The sequence below is a fragment of the Geothrix terrae genome (assembly GCF_022808775.1).
Lineage (GTDB): Bacteria > Acidobacteriota > Holophagae > Holophagales > Holophagaceae > Geothrix > Geothrix terrae.
In genome coordinates, this window is record NZ_JAKZLA010000001.1 from 644,149 (window position 1) to 661,332 (window position 17,184).

Sequence of the window (17,184 nt, forward strand, 5' to 3'; positions counted from 1 at the left end):
GACCTGCCCCCGACCGCTCCCTCGCTCCGCTCGATCGCGGAGGGGTCAACGTCCCCGCGATTGGCGATCAGGATCTTGGTCACGGGCATGGATGGGCCTCGTCTTCGGGCATGATGGTGGGCGATGCGATTCTTCAGACTAGCAAACCCGCTGCTCTCCATCACGCTCGGACTCCTGACAGTCCGGTGCGGGCGCAAGGGCGATCCCGTCCCCAGGCCCCGGGCCGCGGCCCAGGCCATGGAGGCGCGGCTGGAGGGGCTCCGGAAGATCCGGCTGGTGCTGCCTTCCACTGACGTGAACGGCGTTCCGCTGGCAGGCGTGGAATCCCTGCGGGTGCTCTACCTGCCCCTTGGCCTGACCAAGCCCACCGCCGAAGAGGTCTTCAACCGGGGCGAGGTGGTGCTGGAGCGCCGGCGCCCGGACCTGCCAGGACCTGGCGAAGCGCTGACCATGGACCTGAAATCCCTCCACCGGCCCCCCGGTTGGATCGTGATCGTGGCCGTACGGCTGGGTGAGGTCGCCGGCCGGCCCAGCGACGTGCTCCCCTGGATGGATCCGGCCCTCTGAGGAGAGGACCGGATCACGGCTATTGAACGGTTCCCCGGCCCTCGATCTGGAGGCTCCACCACTGCACCACCGCCCGGGCCAAGGCATCCTTGGGCAGGGGGCCGATGGGAACCTGGGGCCCCTGGGCGGTGACGGGGGTCAGGGTGTTGGTCTGGTCACCGAAGGCGCGTCCTCCCTGAACATCGTTCACCAGCACGCCGTCCAGCTGCTTCTTCTGCAGCTTGCTCGCGGCATGGGCCAGGTGGTTCTCGCTTTCGGCGGCGAACCCTAGGATCCACTGGCCGGGCCGCCGGGCGGCCGACAGGGTGGCCAGAATGTCCGGCGTGCGGACCAGGATCAGGTTTTCAGGCCCCTCCCCTTTCTTCACCTTTTCGGGTGCGGAAGTCTCCGGGCGCTGATCCGCCACCGCTGCGGCCCCCACCAGGCCATCCGCCCTGGACCAGCGGGCCTGGCAGGCCGCCAGCATCTCCTGCGCGCTGCGGACGCGGGCCGTCTCCACCCCCCAGGGCGCCGGCAGATCGCCGCCCAGCACCAGCTGGACCTGCGCGCCCGCGTCGCGGAAGGCCCTGGCCAGTTCGATCCCCATGGCGCCAGTGCTGCGGTTGGTCAGGGTGCGCACCGGATCCAGGTCTTCGCGGGTCGGCCCGGCGGTGATGAGGACTATCTTCCCGTTCAGGCTGCGGAGCTTGGCGGCGCCGTGCATCAGGATGGCTTCCGCGATGGTGTCCACCTGGGCGAGCTTGCCCGATCCCTCCTCGCCGCAGGCCAGGAGGCCATCATCCGGGTCCACCACCGCGTGGCCGAAGGAGCGCAGCCGGGAGAGATTGGCCTGGACGGCGGGGTGGGACCACATGCCCGTGTTCATGGCCGGGGCCCAGAGGACCGGTGCCCTCGTGGCCAGCAGCACCGTGCTGAGCAGGTCCGAGGCCAGTCCGTTGGCCGCCTTCCCGAGGATGTCAGCCGTGGCGGGCACCACTGCCACCAGATCCGCCCAGCGGGCCAGTTCGATGTGCTCGATGCTCGGATTGGCGCGCCACTCGCCCTGGTCCGGGTTCGCCCCGTAGCAGGGCTCGCCCGTGAGGCTGCTGAGGGTCAGCGGGGTGATGAACCTGGCGCCGGCCTCGGTGAGGATGCAGCGGACCCGGTGGCCCTGGTTGGTCAGCAACCGCGCCAGATCAGCGGACTTGTAGGCGGCGATGCCGCCCGGGATGCCGAGGATGATCTGCATCGGGGCTCCTGGAACGCTCCATGCTACTCCACGCTCGTTGATCCATGGCTCCACAGGTGTTATGCTTCCTGGTTCGGAGTGGCCCATGACCCAGCGCACCATCGTCCGTGTCCCGGAAGAAATCGGTAACAAGTACCGCTTCGTCGTCGTAGCGGGCAAGCGCTGCGACCAGCTCCAGCGCGGCGCCTTCCCCAAGGTCGAAGTGGTCGTGCCCGTGAACAAGCACGGCCAGGCCCAGGACGCGCCCAAGCTCGCCTCGTTCTGGGGCCAGGTGGCCATGGCCGAGGTCGAAGAGAACCGCATCGCCTTCGAGGAGCCCGAGATCATCACCATCGAAGACACCACGGTGGTCCCCATCTCCGGCGAATAGGCACCAGAGCTTGCGGCCAGGCCCCTGGGTCCCCCGGGGGCCTGACCATGTACCGCTCAAATTTCCACACATGATGAAATAACCCTTGCCAGACCCCGGGCGTGGATCCCATGATTCAACATTCGTTGAATTGGACTCCCATGCCCCATGCCCCTCGCCCTCGCGGACCCAAACCCATTCGGATGGACCCGGACCGGATCCTGGATGCGGCCCAGGAGGTTTTCGCCCGGGATGGCCTCCGGGCGGCCAGCCTGCGCGCCATCGCCAAGCAGGCCGGCTGCGACCCGGCCCTGATCTACTACCACTTCGACAGCAAGGAGGCCATGTTCACCGCCCTGCTGGCCCGTCGCTTCCCTCCCATCCTCCAGGAGCTCGAGGTGGTGGCGGCGGCCGATGATCCGCGCCCCACCGCCCTCAGGCTCTGGGAGGTCGTCCGGATCTACCACCGGCACCTCAAGGCCGACCCGGCGATCCGTTCCCTCATCCGGGGGGAGATCGTACGCGGCGCCGAGGGGCTCTCGGGCCTCATCGAGGTGCGGATCCGTCCCATCGTGATGGCCATCCGGAGCATCCTCGACCAGGGCATCACGCGAGGGGACCTGCGAGCGGACCTCCATACCCTGCTGGGCACCTTCTTTCTGGCGAGGATGCACCTCGAGATCCTCGACTTGCTGCCCACCGTGCTCCCCCGCCTCATGGGGCTGCCCCATGACCAGGCCGTGGAGACCGGTCTGCACGTCTGGTTCGACCTGTATTGGCGGGGCATCGCCCGGGATCCGCTCGCCCCCTTGCCGCCCCTGCCCGAGCTCGCGGCAGCCCCCCTCGCCATCAAGGAGACCCGTCCATGAGACCGACAGACCGGCATCTTCCCATCGCCATGATGGTTCTCCTCGGTGGAGTGGCCTTTCTGGCCACCGGCTGCGGGAACCATCAGGCGAACCGCCTCAAGCTCTCGGGCAACATCGAAGTCATCCAGGTGGAGGCCAGCTTCCGGGTCGCCGGGAAAGTGATCGAGCGCCCCGTGGATGAGGGCCAGGCCGTCCAGGCCGGTCAGCTCCTGGCCCGGCTCGACGCCCGGGACCTGGAACAGCAGGTGGCCATGCGCCGGGCGGACGCGGCCACGGCCAAGGCAGCCCTGGACGCCATGCTGGCCGGATCCCGCAAGGAGGAGATCGCCGCGTCCAAAGCCGCCCTGGAGCAGGCCCAGGCCGACCTCCGGAGGTTGGAGCCCGACGAGGCCCGCATCCGGGACCTCCAGCAGAAGGGCATCCTCTCGGTGCGCGACTACGAGGCCAGCCGAGCCTCCCTCGAGGCCGCCCGCGGCAAGGTCCAGCAGGCCGATCAGCAGTACACCCTCGTGCGGAAGGGCCCCCGGAAGGAGGACATCGACCAGGCCCGCGCCCGCTACGACCAGACTCAGCAGGCCCTGGCGCTGGCCCAGACCCAGCTGGGCTACGCCACCCTCACGGCTCCGAGCGCAGGGGTGATCCTCTCCAAGAACGTCGAACCCATGGAGTACGTCTCGCCGGGCACCGCCGTGGTGACCATGGCGAACCTGGGGCAGGTCTGGCTGCGCGCCTACGTGGAGGAGACGGACCTGGGCCGCGTGAAGGTGGGCCAGAAGGCGTTCGTCACGTCCGACTCCTTCCCCGGGAAGCGCTATGAGGGCCGCGTGGCCTTCATCGCCTCCGAGGCCGAGTTCACGCCCAAGACCGTCCAGACCCGCAAGGAGCGCACGAAGCTGGTCTACCGCATCAAGATCGACATCCCCAACCCGGCGATGGAGCTCAAGCCCGGCATGCCCGTGGACGCCGAGATCGCCCTGGACGGCCGGTGATGGAGACCGTCCGGACCCAGGCCCTGACCCGCCGATTCGGGGAGCTCGTGGCCCTCGATCAGCTGACCCTGGCCGTGGAGGAGGGGGAGATCTTCGGGCTCGTCGGACCAGACGGCGCGGGCAAGACCACCACCATGCGCCTGCTGACCGGGATCCTCGAGCCCAGCTCAGGCGAGGCGTGGGTCGACGGGCTGCACGCGGTCCGGGATGCAGAGGCGATCAAGGACCGCATCGGCTACATGGCCCAGCGCTTCGGCCTGTACCCCGACCTCACGGTGCAGGAGAACATCGATTTCTACGCCGATCTCTATGAAGTCCCGAAGGCCGGTCGGAGCGAACGACTCGAGCGGCTCCTGGCCTTCAGCAACCTCACACCCTTCCGGCGCCGCCTGGCGGGCAACCTCTCCGGGGGCATGAAGCAGAAGCTGGGGCTCGCCTGTGCCCTCATCCACACGCCTCGGGTCCTCTTCCTGGACGAGCCGACGAACGGCGTGGATCCCGTCTCCCGCCGGGATTTCTGGCGCATCCTCTACCAGCTCCAGCAGGAGCGGGTGACGATCTTCGTCTCCACGGCCTACCTGGACGAAGCGGAGCGCTGCAACCGGATCGGCCTGCTCCACCAAGGCCGGCTCATGGCCTGCGACACCGTGGACGGCGTGAAGGGCCTCCTGAAGGGTTCGCTCCTGGAGGTCCGCTGCGAGTCCCCCCGGCGGGCGGCGGTCCTCCTTCGCGCTGGAAAGCTCGGAAGTGTGGCCCTCTTCGGGGACCGCATCCATGTCCTGGCCGAAGATGCGGATCGCGGACGCGCCGGCGTGGAGGCGGTCCTGCGCGCCGAGGGGCTCGCCTGCCATGGCGTGGAGGTGATCGAGCCCACCCTCGAGGACATCTTCACCTCCGCCCTGCCCAGCGGTGCCGCATGAGCGCCGCGCCGGGCACGTTCGCGGTCACGCTGCGGGACCTGGAGCGGCGGTTCGGGGACTTCGTGGCCGTCAACCGCGTCAGCCTCGACGTGCGCCAGGGCGAGATCTTCGGCTTCCTGGGACCCAACGGCGCCGGCAAGTCCACCACCATCCGCATGCTCTGTGGGCTCCTGGAGCCCTCCGGCGGCCAGGGCACGGTGGCGGGTCTCGACATCCGCACCCAGCGTGAGGAGATCAAGCGCAGCATCGGCTACATGAGCCAGAAATTCAGCCTGTACGACGACCTCACGGTGGAGGAGAACATCGACTTCTTCAGCGGCATCTACCGGGTGTCTCGGGAGAAGAAAACCGAGCGGAAGGCGTGGGTCCTCGACATGGCCCACCTCCAGGAGCACCGCCGCACCCGTACGGGCCTGCTGCCGGGCGGCTGGAAGCAGCGTCTGTCCCTGGGCTGCGCCCTGCTCCACGAGCCCCGGGTGCTCTTCCTGGACGAGCCCACGTCGGGCGTGGATCCCCTGAGCCGACGGTCCTTCTGGGACCTCATCTACCAGATGGCCAGCGAGGGAGTCACGGTCTTCGTCACCACGCACTACATGGAGGAGGCCGAATACTGCGACCGCCTCGGCCTCATCTACCGGGGCGAGCTCGTGGCCCTGGGGACGCCGGGCGAGATGAAGGGCGGCCTCATGGCCGACCAGGTGCTGCGCGTCTCCTGCGGCCGCTCCCATGAGGCCCTGGGCGTGGCCGCGGCCGTGGCGGGCGTCCGGGACGCGGCCCTGTTCGGGCGGGACATCCACCTCATGACGGAAGACGCCGAGGCCCTCGCGCCCCGTCTCCGCCGAACCCTCGAGGAGGGCGGCTTCCAGGTGGGCGCCGTGGAACGCATCACGCCTTCTCTGGAGGACGTCTTCGTCTCCCTCATCGAGGCCCGCGATCGCGCGGACGGCGCGCAGAAGGAGTTCAAGGCATGAGCGGCCTCAACTTCCGCCGTCTCGGCGCCGTGGCACGCAAGGAGTTCATCCACGTCCTGCGGGATCCGCGCGCCCTGGGCATCGCCATCGTGCTGCCCATGATCATGCTGATGATCTTCGGGTACGCCCTGACCATGGACCTGGACCGGGTTCCCCTGGCGGTCTGGGACCAGAGCCGCACGCCCCAGAGCCGGGAGCTGGTGGCCCGCTTCGAGGGGTCGCGCTACTTCTCCGTCGTGGCGCGGCCGGGCTCCTACGGGGAGGTGGAGGGCGACCTCGCCCGGGGGCGGACGATGATGGCGGTGGTGCTCCCCGTCGAGTTCGGGCGGCGGGTCGCCTCCGGCCGGAAGGTCCAGGTTCAGGTGCTGACCGACGGCAGCGACGCCAACACCACGACCCTGGCCATCTCCTACGCCGAAGCCATCGTGCGGAACTACTCCCAGGAGATCCTGGTGGAGAAGACCCAGCGCGTCACGGGCCGGCTTCCGGCCCTGCCTCTGGATCTGCGCTTCAGGGCCTGGTTCAACACGGACATGGAGTCCAGGATCTTCATCGTGCCCGGGCTCATCGCCGTGATCATGATGCTCATCGCGGCGCTCCTCACCTCGCTCACGGTGGCGCGGGAGTGGGAGACGGGCACCATGGAGCAGCTCATCTCCACGCCCCTCCGGGGGAGCGAGCTGATCCTGGGGAAGCTCGCTCCCTACTTCGCCATCGGCATGGTGGACATGCTGCTCTCCGTGCTGGCCGGGCGCTTCCTGTTCGACGTGCCCATCCGGGGCAGCCTGCTGCTCCTGTTCGCCGTTTCCGCGATCTACCTGGTGGGAGCGCTCTCCCTGGGCATCCTCATCAGCGCCAAGGCCAAGACCCAGCTCCTGGCCAGCCAATTCGCCTTCGTGGCGACCTTCCTACCGGCCTTCCTGCTCTCGGGCTTCATGTTCGACATCGGCAACATGCCCAAGGCCCTGCAGGCGGTGACCTACCTGATCCCCGCCCGCTATTTCGTGGCCTTCCTCCGCGGCCTCTACCTCAAGGGGACCGGCCTCACGGAGCTGTGGCCCGAGTGTCTGCTGATGGTCGCCTTCGGCGCCCTGATGCTCCTCGCCGCCATCCGCAGCTTCAAGAAGCGCCTGGCCTAGGAATCGACCATGCTCGAACGCCTCTACCACATGCTCGTCAAGGAGTTCATCCAGGTCCTCCGGAATCCGAGGATGCGGGCCGTCCTGTTCGTCATGCCCGTGGCCCAGATCATCATCATCGGCTACGCGGTGAACACAGACGTGCGCCATGTGCCCATGGCTGTCTACGACCTGGACCGCACCCCTGCCACCCGCGACCTCATCGCCCGCTTCGAGGGCTCGGGGTGCTTCGATGTCGTCCGGCGGATCACCTCGGAGCCGGAGATCCAGAAGGTCCTGGATTCGGGCGAGGCGAAGGCCGTGCTGCGGCTCAACCGGGGCTTCGCCGAGGCCCTGTCCGGGGGTGGCAGCGCCCAGGCCCAGTTCCTCCTGGACGGCTCGGACTCGAACACGGCCAGCGTGGCACTGACCTATGCGTCCAGGATCTCGGCCGACTTCAACCGGTCGCTCCTGGAGCAGCGCTTCGCCCGCTCGGCCGGTGTGCGCCTGGACGCCGAACCCGTCACCCTGGCCACCCGCGCCTGGTTCAACGCCAACCTGGACAGCCGCAACTACTTCGTGCCCGGCGTCCTGGCCATGCTCGTGGCCGTGCTCTCGATCATCCTCTCCAGCATGTCCATCGTGCGGGAGCGGGAGGTGGGCACCATGGAGCAGATCATGGTCACCCCCATCGGACGCCTGGAGTTCATCCTGGGCAAGACCATCCCCTTCGCGGTCATCGGCTTCGCCGACGTCGCCCTCATCGCCCTCATCACCGTCTTCTGGTTCCGGGTCCCCATGCTCGGCTTCCCGCCGATCCTGTTCCTGGGCACGGGCCTGTACCTGCTGAGCACCCTCGGCGTGGGCCTCTTCATCTCCACCGTGAGCTCCACCCAGCAGCAGGCCATGATGACGGCGTTCTTCTTCATGCTGCCGGCCTTCATGCTCTCGGGCTTCGTCTATCCCATCGCCAACATGCCCAGGGTGGTGCAGCTGCTCACCTACCTGAATCCCCTGCGGTACTACCTCGTGATCATCCGGGGCGTGTTCCTGAAGGGGCTGGGCCTGGAGGTGCTCTGGCCCCAGATGCTGGCCCTGACCGCCCTCGGAACCATCATGCTGCTGCTCGCCGCCGGGCGCTTCCGGAAGACCATGGGCTGAGACCTCGACCCATCCTGGACCGACCCTCAGGCGAAGGCATAGCTCTCGAGGCTGAGGCTGCCCAGCTGCCAGCCTTCGAAGACCGGATCGGGCGCGGATCGGGCCGCGCCGACGGCCACGAACAGGGGGTCCAGGTGCTCGGAGGTGGGCACGGATTCCGCCGCCCCGGGCGCCTTCCGCCAATCCACCAGGGCCTTGAGGTCTCCGGCTTCCAGCCGGCCGCGCACCCAGGCCTGGAAAGCCAGGCCCCAGGGCTGCGGGGCGGAAGCATCCTGCCAGTCCAGGCGGCGGAGGTTGTGCACCACGCCCCCGCTGCCCACGATCAGCACACCGGATCGCCGCAGGGGGGCCAGGGCCTGACCTGCGGCCAGGAGTCCTTCTGGAGTCCGGGGTCGAGGCAGCGACAGCTGCACCACGGGAACCTCCGCGTCGGGGACCAGGTACCGCAGGGGCACCCAGGCACCGTGATCGAGAGGGCGATGATCATCGAGCTCCGCCTCCAAACCCGCGGTGTTCAGGAGGCCGGCGGCCTCGGCGGCCAACTCGGGGGATCCCGGCGCTGGGTAGTCGAGGGTGTAGAGCTCCCCGGGGAAGCCACCGAAATCATGCATGACGCCCGGCGTCTTCGCGGAGGAGAGCCGGATCGACCCCGCCGCCTCCCAGTGGGCGGAGCAGACGAGAATGCCCCTCAATGGCGGCAATCGGAGGCCGAGGGCGGACACGGCCCTGCCCCAGGCGCCGCCTTCCAGGGCCAGCATGGGTGATCCATGGGCAAGGAACAGGGTGAGGAGAAGCGGGGAGTCAGCCATGGAACAAGCATGGTTCCAAAAATGAATGTTTCAACTCCTTTTTTTGAAATTCACGCTCGGCCTTTCTGCGGCCGATTGGAGGGTAAGCTAAGAGGCATCAGCTACTGGAGCCCGCATTGAACCTCAGGCTTGGCGTGAATATCGACCATGTGGCCACCCTCAGGCAGGCCCGGGGCGGCCACGAACCCGAACCCGTGGCGGCGGCCCTGCTGGCCCAGAGCGCCGGGGCCCACGGCATCACCGTGCATCTCCGAAGCGATCGCCGCCACATCCAGGACCGTGACCTCCGCGTCCTGAAGGAGGTCCTCGCCATCCCCCTGAATGTGGAATGCGCCGCGACGCCGGAGACTCTGGAAGCGGTGGTCCCGTTCCGACCCTCCTGGATGACCCTGGTGCCCGAAAGCCGGGAGGAACTCACCACCCAGGGAGGCCTGGACGCCATCTTCCTCCAGGGCATGCTGCGCCCGGTCATGCGGGAGCTCCGCAGCGCGGGGATCCACGTGAGCCTGTTCGTCGATCCTGTGCTGGACCAGGTGAAGATGGCGGCCAAGCTGGAGGCCGACGCGGTGGAGCTGAACACGGGGATCTACAGCGACCTGCCCATGGATTCCGACCCGACGCTGGAACTGGGCCGGATCCGCGACGCGGCCCGTCTGGGCAGCCGGCTGGGCCTGCGCATCCTCGCCGGGCACGGCCTGACCCTCCAGAACGTGGGGCCCATCGCCGCGATCCCCGAGATCGAGGAGCTGAACATCGGCCACAGCCTCATCGGACGGGCGGTGCTCGTGGGCCTGGAACGGTCCGTGGAGGAGATGCTGGCCGCCATGGCGGAGGCCAGGCCTTGAGCAATCTCCGCGGTACCCTGGAGAGCATTTCCCTCACCGATGTGGCGCAGCTCCTGCACGCCAACCGGAAGACGGGCATGCTCCAGGTCACCTCGGGGAAGGTCAGCGGCGTGCTCTACTTCTCCGGTGGCGAGGTGATCCACGCTGAGACCGTGGCGGCGCGGGGCGAGACGGCCGCCTTCGAGATCCTGGAATGGGTGACCGGCCACTTCGAGTTCCTCGCCACCCAGATCCAGGCTCCGGCCTCGATCCGTCGCACGGTGCCGGACCTGCTCATGGACTCCGCGCGTCTTCAGGACAGCCGCCGGCGGCTCCATGGCATCTTTCCCAGGCTCACGGCGGTGCCCTGGCCCACCCTGCGTCCGCCTCAGCTCCTGGAAGGCATCAAGGTGTTCGCCGAGGATCGCCGGGTCATGCCCTTTTTCGACGGCTACCGCGACTTCCAGGACATCATGGCCGCCACAGGGCAGAACGATGTGACCGTGCTGCAGGCGGCCTCCCTGCTCAAGGAGGCGGGCCGTCTTGAAGTGCTGGAGCCGGACGCCCATGTCACCGTCGCCGAGCTGAAGACCGGTCTTTTCAGGAAAGGCGACCACCTCGGCCTTCCCGCCGCCATGGAAGGCTGGTGGACCGTTCTCGGCCCCTATCGTCACGGTGTCAGCAACCTGAGGGTCATCTGGCCCAAGGGGCCGGCCGTGGAGCGGGTGGAATTCATGCCCGGGCTCGCCGAGAAGCACGTGGCCATCCCCCGGGAGCTGATGCAGGCCTGGGGGCTCTCCGAGGGCGCCCACGTGAAGGTGCGGCCCGCACCCTGATTCGAGATCAGATCAGGGTGATCGCCAGGTCGCCGATGCCCTCGATGCCGCAGGTCACGCGGTTCCCGCGCACCAGCGCCCCCACGCCCGAAGGCGTGCCGGTGAAGATGAGATCGCCAGGCGCCAAGGCCACATAGGCGGAGAGGTGGGCGATCACCTCCGCCACGTTCCAGGTCATCTGCGCCAGGTCGCCGCGCTGGCGGTCGACACCGTCCACGGCCAGCCAGATGGCGCCAGTGGCCGGATGGCCGCAGCGCGAGGCCGGCATCACCGCGGACACGGGCGCCGACTGGTCGAAGCCCTTGGCCATCTCCCAGGGCTGGCCCTTGTCCTTGAACTTGGCCTGGAGGTCCCGGCGGGTGAGGTCGATGCCCACGGCATAGCCGTACACGCAAGCCAGGGCCTTCTCCGCGGGGATGTCCCGTCCGCCGCCGCCCAGGGCCACCACCAGTTCCACCTCATGATGCAGGTTGGAGGTGAGGGGCGGGTAGGCGATGTCACCGCCGCGCGGCACCACCGTATCCGACGGCTTCCCGAAGAAGAACGGAGGCTCCCGGTCCGGGTTCCCGCCCATCTCCCGCGCGTGGTCCGCGTAATTCCGACCCACGCAGTAGACCCTGCGCACGGGAAACTGGCCGTCGATATCCAGGACCGGAAGCGTCGGTGCGGTGGGGGCGGGAATGACGAATGTCATGGTGGAGCTCCTAGCCTTTCGCCCGGGGATGGGCTTTTTCGTAGGTCCGGGCCAGCTCTTCCAGGCCCAGATGAGTGTAGCGCTGGGTGGTGCTAAGGCTTGCGTGGCCCAGCAGTTCCTGGATGGCGCGCAGGTCCATCCCGCGGTTCAGCAGATGCGTGGCGAAGCTGTGCCGAAGGGCATGGGGACTCACCCGCGATCGCACCGCCGCCGCCTCGAGGGCAGACCGCAGCAGGGCCCGCACGCTGGTGGGCGTGAGCCTTCCGCCCCGCTGGTTGAGGAAGAGGGCCGGGCTCGGGGGCAGTTCCTTCTGCGCGAGGAAGGCGGACCTTAACCCCAGGTAGGCATCCAGGATGGCCGCCGCCTGCGCGTGGTAGGGCACCAGGCGCTCCTTGCGCCCCTTGCCCAGCACCCGCAGCGTCCGCTGCTCCATGAGCAGATCCTGCAGGTCCAGGCCCACCAGCTCGGACACGCGCAGGCCCGAGGCGTAGAGCAGCTCCAGCAGGCAGGCCAGGCGCGCCGACGGGAAGTCCACGGCGGGAGGAAGATCCAGCAAGGCCTGACTCTCGCCCTCCGTGAGGAAGGCGGGCAGGCGCTTGGGCTGCTTGGGATTCCGCAGGCCCGAGGCGGGGTTCTTCGAGATGCGCCGGGTCTCCCACAGCCAACGGAAGAAGGTGCGGGCCGTCGAGAGGATGCGGGCCTGGCTCGCCGGATCGAGGCCCCGGTCCCCCAGCTCCAGCGCGAAGCCCCGCACCGTGCGCGGGCTCACCTCCCAGCCACCCCACCGGCAGCGGACGGCGTGGTCCAGCAGTTTGTCCAGATCACCCGTCTGGGCGCGAGCGGTGTGCGGCGACACGCCCCGGGCACGCTGCTCCAGGTGGAAGGCCTGGATGCCCTCCCCCAGCGGTACCGCGCCCTTCCCTGCTACCATGTCCACACATCCCCAAGTGTCTGGAGTCATTGTGGCGCAGCCAGTAGAGACCATTGCCCAGCTTTTCTATGCCGCTGCGGAGAGGAACCTTCCGGACGCGCTGGCGTCCAAGCAGAACGGGGTCTACGTGCCCATCTCCCACACGGAGGTGGTGGTCCGGGTCGAGCGACTGGCGCTGGCCATGGCGGCCCATGGGCTCAAGGCCGGAGACCGGGTGGCCTTCCTGTCGGAGAACCGCCCGGAGTGGGCCATCGCGGACTTCGCCTGCGCCATCCAGGGCATTCCGGATGTCACCATCTACGCCACGCTGAACGCCGAACAGGCCGCCTACATCCTCAAGGACAGCGAGGCCCGCTGGGTGCTCTGCTCCACCCGCGAGCAACTGGACAAGGTGCTGGGCCACTGGAGCGAGCTTCCCCGCCTCGAGGCCGCAATCCTGATCGACGGTGAGTTGCCCGCGGACACGGGCCGCACCCTGTTCCTGTGGTCCGACCTCCTGCGCGAAGGAGAGGCCATGGAGGCCCGCCGTCCCGAAGTCCGCGCCTGGGGCGAGCAGCGGAAGCCCTCGGACATCCTCACCCTCATCTACACCTCCGGCACCACTGGGGATCCCAAGGGCGCCATGCTCACCCACGGCAACCTGGTGTCCAACGTCCTCGCCTCCCGCGCGACCGTGAGCAACATCGGGGAGGGCGAGCGGGCCCTGAGCTTCCTGCCCCTCACCCACATCTTCGAGCGCATGGCCGGCCACTTCCTGTGGTTCCATGCCGGCGCCTCCATCTACTACGCCGAGAGCGTCGCCACCGTGGCGGCCGACATGCTCGAGGTCCGCCCCACCCTCATGGCCTCGGTCCCGCGCATCTACGAGAAGATCTTCGCGAAGATCTACGACACGGTATCGGCGGGCAGCTTCATCAAGCGCCTGATCTTCCACTGGGCCATGCTGGCGGGCCGCCAGGCCGTGCCCTACCTCATGAAGGGCCAGGAACCGCCTTCCTGGAAGGGCATGTGGTACCGCACCGCCAAGGCCGTCGTCTTTGAGAAGATCCGCCAGCGCACCGGCGGGCGCCTGAAGATCGCCATCAGCGGCGGCGCCCCCCTGGGCGGCAAGATCATGGAGTTCTTCTGGATCATCGGACTGCCCATCCTCGAAGGATACGGGTTGACCGAGACCAGCCCCGTCATCACCGTGAACCGTCTGGGTGACGTGATTCCCGGCTGCGTGGGGAGGCCGCTCTACCAGGACTGGGAAGGGCGTCCCTTCGTGAAGATCGCGGAGGACGGCGAGATCCTGTGCCAGGGGCCGAACATCATGGTGGGCTACTGGAACAATGAAGCGGCCACGCGGGAGGCCATCGACGCGGACGGCTATTTCCACACCGGCGACATCGGCCACCTCGACGACCAGGGCCGTCTTTACATCACGGACCGGAAGAAGGAGCTCATCGTCACCAGCGGCGGCAAGAAGGTGGCCCCTCAGCCCATCGAGAACATGCTCAAGGTGGACAAATACATCTCCCAGGCCGTGCTCATCGGCGATAAGCGGAACTTCATCAGTGTCCTCATCGTGCCGAACTTCGACAGCCTGGTCCGCTGGGCCGGCTACAAGAAGATCACCTTCAAGAGCCACGCCGACCTCATCCAGAACCCCCTGGTGTACGCCAAGGTCGGCAGCCGCGTCGAGCGGATCAACGAGCGTCTCTCGAACTACGAACGCATCAAGAAGATGACCCTCCTCTCCGAGGAGATGACCCTCGAAGGTGGCCAGCTCACCCCTTCCCTGAAGGTGAAGCGCCGCGTCATCAATGAGATGTACGCCAAGCAGATCGAGGCGATGTACCAGGACTCCAGAATCTGAACCGGCTCAGGTCCGGCCCTGCCGGGCCAGATAGCGCCGCACGGCCTCCTGGGTCTCCGGGGCCTTCATGCCGGCTTCGGTGGCGATCCGCATCGCCTCGGCCACGGGCATGCCCTTGTCGAGCACCAGCCATGGGCAGACGGCGGCGGCGGCACGGTTGCCATTGCTGCAATGGACGACGACCTTCGAGCCCTTCGGCATGTCCCTCAGCACCGACCTCAGGAAATCGAAATCCGCGGCGGGGGGCGTCTTGCTGATGGCGTACCGGAGGTAGTGGATCCCCAGATCCTGCAGGCGGGAGGATTCGGACTCGCAGTCCAGATCAGGCTCGTCGTCCCGGCGGAGGTCGATGACGTGGGTGATGTGCTCCTTCTTCATGGCCACGCACGTCGCCGGATTGGGCGGTCCCTTCAGGACGAAGACGCCGGAGCGCACTTCCACCGAGTTGGGGATGGCCGACTCCCCGGCCTGGAGCACAAGCGCCGGGAGCAGGAGAAGCATGGTCCGGAACATGGAACCCTCCGCGAGATCGCCTGGATGTCCAGGCCGGTTCGCGGAGACCACCGGAGGGGCCTTCGGCTGCGGAGCCAAGGCCCGGGCGGGCGGGTCTCCACAGTCCTTAATGTAGGCCTTGTGGTCAGCTATTCAATGCCGGACGTCACACTGTCCTGGAAAAAGGCGTCTTGGCGCTGAGCTTGGCCAGGTAGGCATCGAAAGGCTGCACCAGGTTGCGCACGAAGCGCCGGCCGAGCTGGGTGATGAAGATGCCCTCGGGCCGGACCTCCACGGTGCCCTGGGGAACCTCCTCCTGGAGCTGGGCGACGGCATCGGCGAACAGGACGGGACCGTCCACGTCGAAGCGCTGCTTCAGGTCGGCCCACCTCAACTCGAAGTGGCCCATGAGGTGGTGGATCACCCAGCGGCGCAGCTCATCGTCCTCGGAGAGGCGATGGCCCTTGTGGACCGCCAGGTGGCCGTCCGTGATGCTGCGCTCCCACTTGGCCAGGATCTTCTCGTTCTGGGAGTAGACACCCGCCACATTGGAGATGGCGCTGGGGCCGAAACCCACCAGGTCCGTGCCGGCGGCCACCGCGTAGCCCATGAAGTTGCGGATGAGGCGGCCCTCGTTCACGGCCTTGGCCATGGGATCGTTCGGGTGGGCGAAGTGGTCCATGCCGATGGCCACGTAGCCCGCCTTCTCCAGGATGTCCGAGGCCAGGAGGAGCAGGTCCAGGCGCAGATCCGGGGAGGGCAGCGTCTCGGCGGGGATGCTCCGCTGGAAGGGCATGATGCTGGGCAGGTAGGCGAAGCCATAGATGGCCATGCGGTCCGGCGACAGCTCCAGGGTGGACTCCAGGGTGCGGCGGAAGGTGTCCATGGTCTGGCCGGGCAGGCCGTAGACCAGGTCCAGATTCACGCCCTCGAAGCCCAGGTCCCGGCACTGCTTCATGGCCGTCAGGGTGTGGTCCCAGGTCTGGCCGCGGGTGATGAGAGCCTGCACGTTCTCGTCCAGGTCCTGCACGCCGAAGGACACCCGGTTGAAGCCCAGCTTGCGGAGTGTCGGCAGCTGATCAGGCTCCAGGAAGGTGGGATCCACCTCGATGGCGATCTCGGCCCCGGGCTGGAACTCGAAGCGCTCCTTGAACAGGTTGAAGGTGCGCGTGAGGTCCGCCGCCTTCAGGTAGGTGGGCGTGCCGCCGCCCCAGTGCAGCTGGAGGGCCTTGCGGCGGTCCTTCAGGCGGGAGCAGACGAGATCCAGCTCCTTCGTCACCGCGGCGAGGTAGGCCTCCACGGGATCGTACTGGGGGCTCACCACCACGTTGCAGCCGCAGTAGGCGCACCGGCGCGGGCAGAAGGGGATGTGCAGGTAGAGCGACAGGGTCTCGTCCTTGCGGGCATCGGCGCGCTCCAAGGCCGAGAGGACCTCGGGCTCCGGGAAGTCGTCGGACCAGGCCGGCGGCATGGGGTAGCCCGTGTAGCGCGGCCCGGGCCGGTCGTAGCGGCGGATGAGATCGGCGAGCTGGTTCATGCCTTCACCTCGTCAAGGACGGCCGCGACCACGGCGGGATCGGTTTCGGGCACCAGCCCGTGGCCCAGGTTGAAGATGTGGGGATGGCCCTTCATGGCGTCCACGATGGCCCGCGCCTTCCGCTTGGCGGTATCCGCCCCGGCCAGCAGCGCGATGGGATCGAGGTTGCCCTGGAGCACCATCTTGGGGAAGCGGCGGCGGGCCTCGGTGATGGGCACCTGCCAGGGCACCGCCAGCCCCTTGCAGGGCAGCTGGTTGAGGCTGTCCGGCAGGTAGCCCGTGCGGGCGAAAAAGAGCGTCGGGGCGGCGGTGACCTGGGACAGCGTGCGCTCCACCACCGGCAGAGCGAAGGTGGCGTAGTCGTCCGCATCCAGCTCGCCAGCCCAGGTGTCGAAGAGCTGCACGCCCTGGGCGCCAGCTTCGATATGCAGGTTCAGCAGGCGGGCCGCGGCGTCCGCCAGCTTGTCCAGCCACTTGCGCGCCAGCACCGGCTCCTGGTGCAGGAAGGCCTTGGCCTTCGCCCAGGATCTGCTTCCCCTCCCTTCGATGCCGTAGGCCAGCAGGGTCCAGGGGGCGCCGGCGAAGCCGAGCATGGTCACCTTGGCGGGCAGCTCCTTCTTCACCTTGCGGATGGCCGTGCAGACCGGCTCGAACACCGACTCGTCGAGGGGACGGTTGATGTCGATCTGGTCCAGCGTCTTGCCGATGCGCGGCCCGCCCTCTGGGATCGTCACCTCGCAGCCCAGGGCGTCGAGGATCACGAGGATGTCGCTGAAGATGATGGCGCCATCGATCTGGGGGAAGCGGCGGATGGGCTGCAGCGTCACTTCCGCGGCCAGGTCCGAGTCGTTGAGCAGCTGCTCGAAGGTGGCCTTGGCCCGCACGGCGCGGTACTCGGGCAGGAAGCGCCCGGCCTGGCGCATGAACCACACCGGGGGCTTGTCGAGGGCTTCGCCGTTCAGGACACGGAGGAGGGGCTGGGTCATCACATCACCAAAAACATGTCATCACAGAAACCAGGGAAGGCGCGC

General features: G+C 67.9%; 18 protein-coding genes. 11 read left to right on the top strand and 7 right to left on the bottom strand.

The features are described from left to right. The first annotated feature begins 123 nt into the window (after positions 1-123). Positions 124-567 (top strand): hypothetical protein, encoded by a 444-nt coding sequence (locus MLE42_RS02990; protein WP_243286389.1) that lies wholly within the window; start codon positions 124-126, stop codon positions 565-567. A 19-nt stretch (positions 568-586) separates the two neighbouring features. On the opposite strand, the gene coaBC is transcribed toward MLE42_RS02990, so the two are convergent. Further along, on the bottom strand, positions 587-1,795 hold the full coding sequence (gene coaBC, locus MLE42_RS02995; protein ID WP_243286390.1) for a bifunctional phosphopantothenoylcysteine decarboxylase/phosphopantothenate--cysteine ligase CoaBC: 1,209 nt from the start codon (positions 1,793-1,795) through the stop codon (positions 587-589). Positions 1,796-1,880: 85 nt separating this feature from the next. Between coaBC and MLE42_RS03000 the strand changes: the two genes are divergently transcribed. The 7 genes from MLE42_RS03000 to MLE42_RS03035 all read left to right on the top strand — a co-directional run bounded on the left by MLE42_RS03000 (position 1,881) and on the right by MLE42_RS03035 (position 8,172). Then, the gene (locus MLE42_RS03000; RefSeq protein WP_243286391.1) at positions 1,881-2,165 is read left to right on the top strand and encodes a DNA-directed RNA polymerase subunit omega; all 285 of its coding nucleotides are present in this window, start codon (positions 1,881-1,883) and stop codon (positions 2,163-2,165) included. A 182-nt stretch (positions 2,166-2,347) separates the two neighbouring features. Further along, complete coding sequence (locus MLE42_RS03005; RefSeq protein WP_243286392.1) at positions 2,348-3,013, top strand: TetR/AcrR family transcriptional regulator; 666 nt, start codon at positions 2,348-2,350, stop codon at positions 3,011-3,013. Further along, a complete protein-coding gene (locus MLE42_RS03015) occupies positions 3,010-4,002 on the top strand; it encodes an HlyD family secretion protein (protein WP_275975647.1) in 993 nt (330 codons plus the stop codon). The genes MLE42_RS03005 and MLE42_RS03015 overlap by 4 nt, the downstream gene beginning before the upstream one ends. Then, positions 4,002-4,922 carry an ABC transporter ATP-binding protein gene (locus MLE42_RS03020; RefSeq protein WP_243286393.1) on the top strand — a complete coding sequence of 307 codons (921 nt, stop codon included), beginning with the start codon at positions 4,002-4,004 and terminating at the stop codon, positions 4,920-4,922. The genes MLE42_RS03015 and MLE42_RS03020 overlap by 1 nt, the downstream gene beginning before the upstream one ends. Further along, positions 4,919-5,893: an ABC transporter ATP-binding protein gene (locus MLE42_RS03025; RefSeq protein WP_243286394.1), complete on the top strand. Its 975-nt coding sequence runs from the start codon at positions 4,919-4,921 to the stop codon at positions 5,891-5,893. Before MLE42_RS03020 ends, MLE42_RS03025 begins: the two co-directional genes overlap by 4 nt. Next, positions 5,890-7,032, top strand: coding sequence for an ABC transporter permease (locus tag MLE42_RS03030; RefSeq protein ID WP_243286395.1), 1,143 nt, complete (start codon positions 5,890-5,892; stop codon positions 7,030-7,032). Before MLE42_RS03025 ends, MLE42_RS03030 begins: the two co-directional genes overlap by 4 nt. A 9-nt stretch (positions 7,033-7,041) precedes the next feature. Continuing rightward, positions 7,042-8,172 carry an ABC transporter permease gene (locus MLE42_RS03035; RefSeq protein ID WP_243286396.1) on the top strand — a complete coding sequence of 377 codons (1,131 nt, stop codon included), beginning with the start codon at positions 7,042-7,044 and terminating at the stop codon, positions 8,170-8,172. Positions 8,173-8,198: 26 nt separating this feature from the next. Here MLE42_RS03035 and MLE42_RS03040 read toward each other — a convergent pair whose 3' ends face one another. Beyond that, positions 8,199-8,930: a DODA-type extradiol aromatic ring-opening family dioxygenase gene (locus MLE42_RS03040; protein ID WP_243286397.1), complete on the bottom strand. Its 732-nt coding sequence runs from the start codon at positions 8,928-8,930 to the stop codon at positions 8,199-8,201. Between the two features lie 167 nt (positions 8,931-9,097). Here MLE42_RS03040 and MLE42_RS03045 point away from each other — a divergent pair, with 167 nt between their 5' ends. Beyond that, complete coding sequence (locus MLE42_RS03045) at positions 9,098-9,826, top strand: pyridoxine 5'-phosphate synthase (RefSeq protein WP_243286398.1); 729 nt, start codon at positions 9,098-9,100, stop codon at positions 9,824-9,826. Next, complete coding sequence (locus tag MLE42_RS03050) at positions 9,823-10,641, top strand: DUF4388 domain-containing protein (protein WP_243286399.1); 819 nt, start codon at positions 9,823-9,825, stop codon at positions 10,639-10,641. Before MLE42_RS03045 ends, MLE42_RS03050 begins: the two co-directional genes overlap by 4 nt. 7 nt (positions 10,642-10,648) lie before the next feature. Here MLE42_RS03050 and MLE42_RS03055 read toward each other — a convergent pair whose 3' ends face one another. Further along, positions 10,649-11,335, bottom strand: coding sequence for a fumarylacetoacetate hydrolase family protein (locus MLE42_RS03055; protein WP_243286400.1), 687 nt, complete (start codon positions 11,333-11,335; stop codon positions 10,649-10,651). Between the two features lie 10 nt (positions 11,336-11,345). Continuing rightward, the gene (locus MLE42_RS03060) at positions 11,346-12,266 is read right to left on the bottom strand and encodes a tyrosine recombinase XerC (RefSeq protein ID WP_243286401.1); all 921 of its coding nucleotides are present in this window, start codon (positions 12,264-12,266) and stop codon (positions 11,346-11,348) included. 31 nt (positions 12,267-12,297) lie between these two features. Here MLE42_RS03060 and MLE42_RS03065 point away from each other — a divergent pair, with 31 nt between their 5' ends. Further along, a complete protein-coding gene (locus tag MLE42_RS03065; protein ID WP_243286402.1) occupies positions 12,298-14,124 on the top strand; it encodes an AMP-dependent synthetase/ligase in 1,827 nt (608 codons plus the stop codon). A 6-nt stretch (positions 14,125-14,130) separates the two neighbouring features. Here MLE42_RS03065 and MLE42_RS03070 read toward each other — a convergent pair whose 3' ends face one another. From MLE42_RS03070 to hemE, 3 genes are all read right to left on the bottom strand, one after another. Then, the gene (locus MLE42_RS03070; protein WP_243286403.1) at positions 14,131-14,637 is read right to left on the bottom strand and encodes a protein-tyrosine phosphatase family protein; all 507 of its coding nucleotides are present in this window, start codon (positions 14,635-14,637) and stop codon (positions 14,131-14,133) included. Between the two features lie 145 nt (positions 14,638-14,782). Continuing rightward, the gene (gene hemN, locus MLE42_RS03075; RefSeq protein ID WP_243286404.1) at positions 14,783-16,153 is read right to left on the bottom strand and encodes an oxygen-independent coproporphyrinogen III oxidase; all 1,371 of its coding nucleotides are present in this window, start codon (positions 16,151-16,153) and stop codon (positions 14,783-14,785) included. Next, positions 16,150-17,139 (bottom strand): uroporphyrinogen decarboxylase, encoded by a 990-nt coding sequence (gene hemE / locus MLE42_RS03080; RefSeq protein WP_243286405.1) that lies wholly within the window; start codon positions 17,137-17,139, stop codon positions 16,150-16,152. Before hemE ends, hemN begins: the two co-directional genes overlap by 4 nt. Positions 17,140-17,184 lie beyond the last annotated feature (45 nt).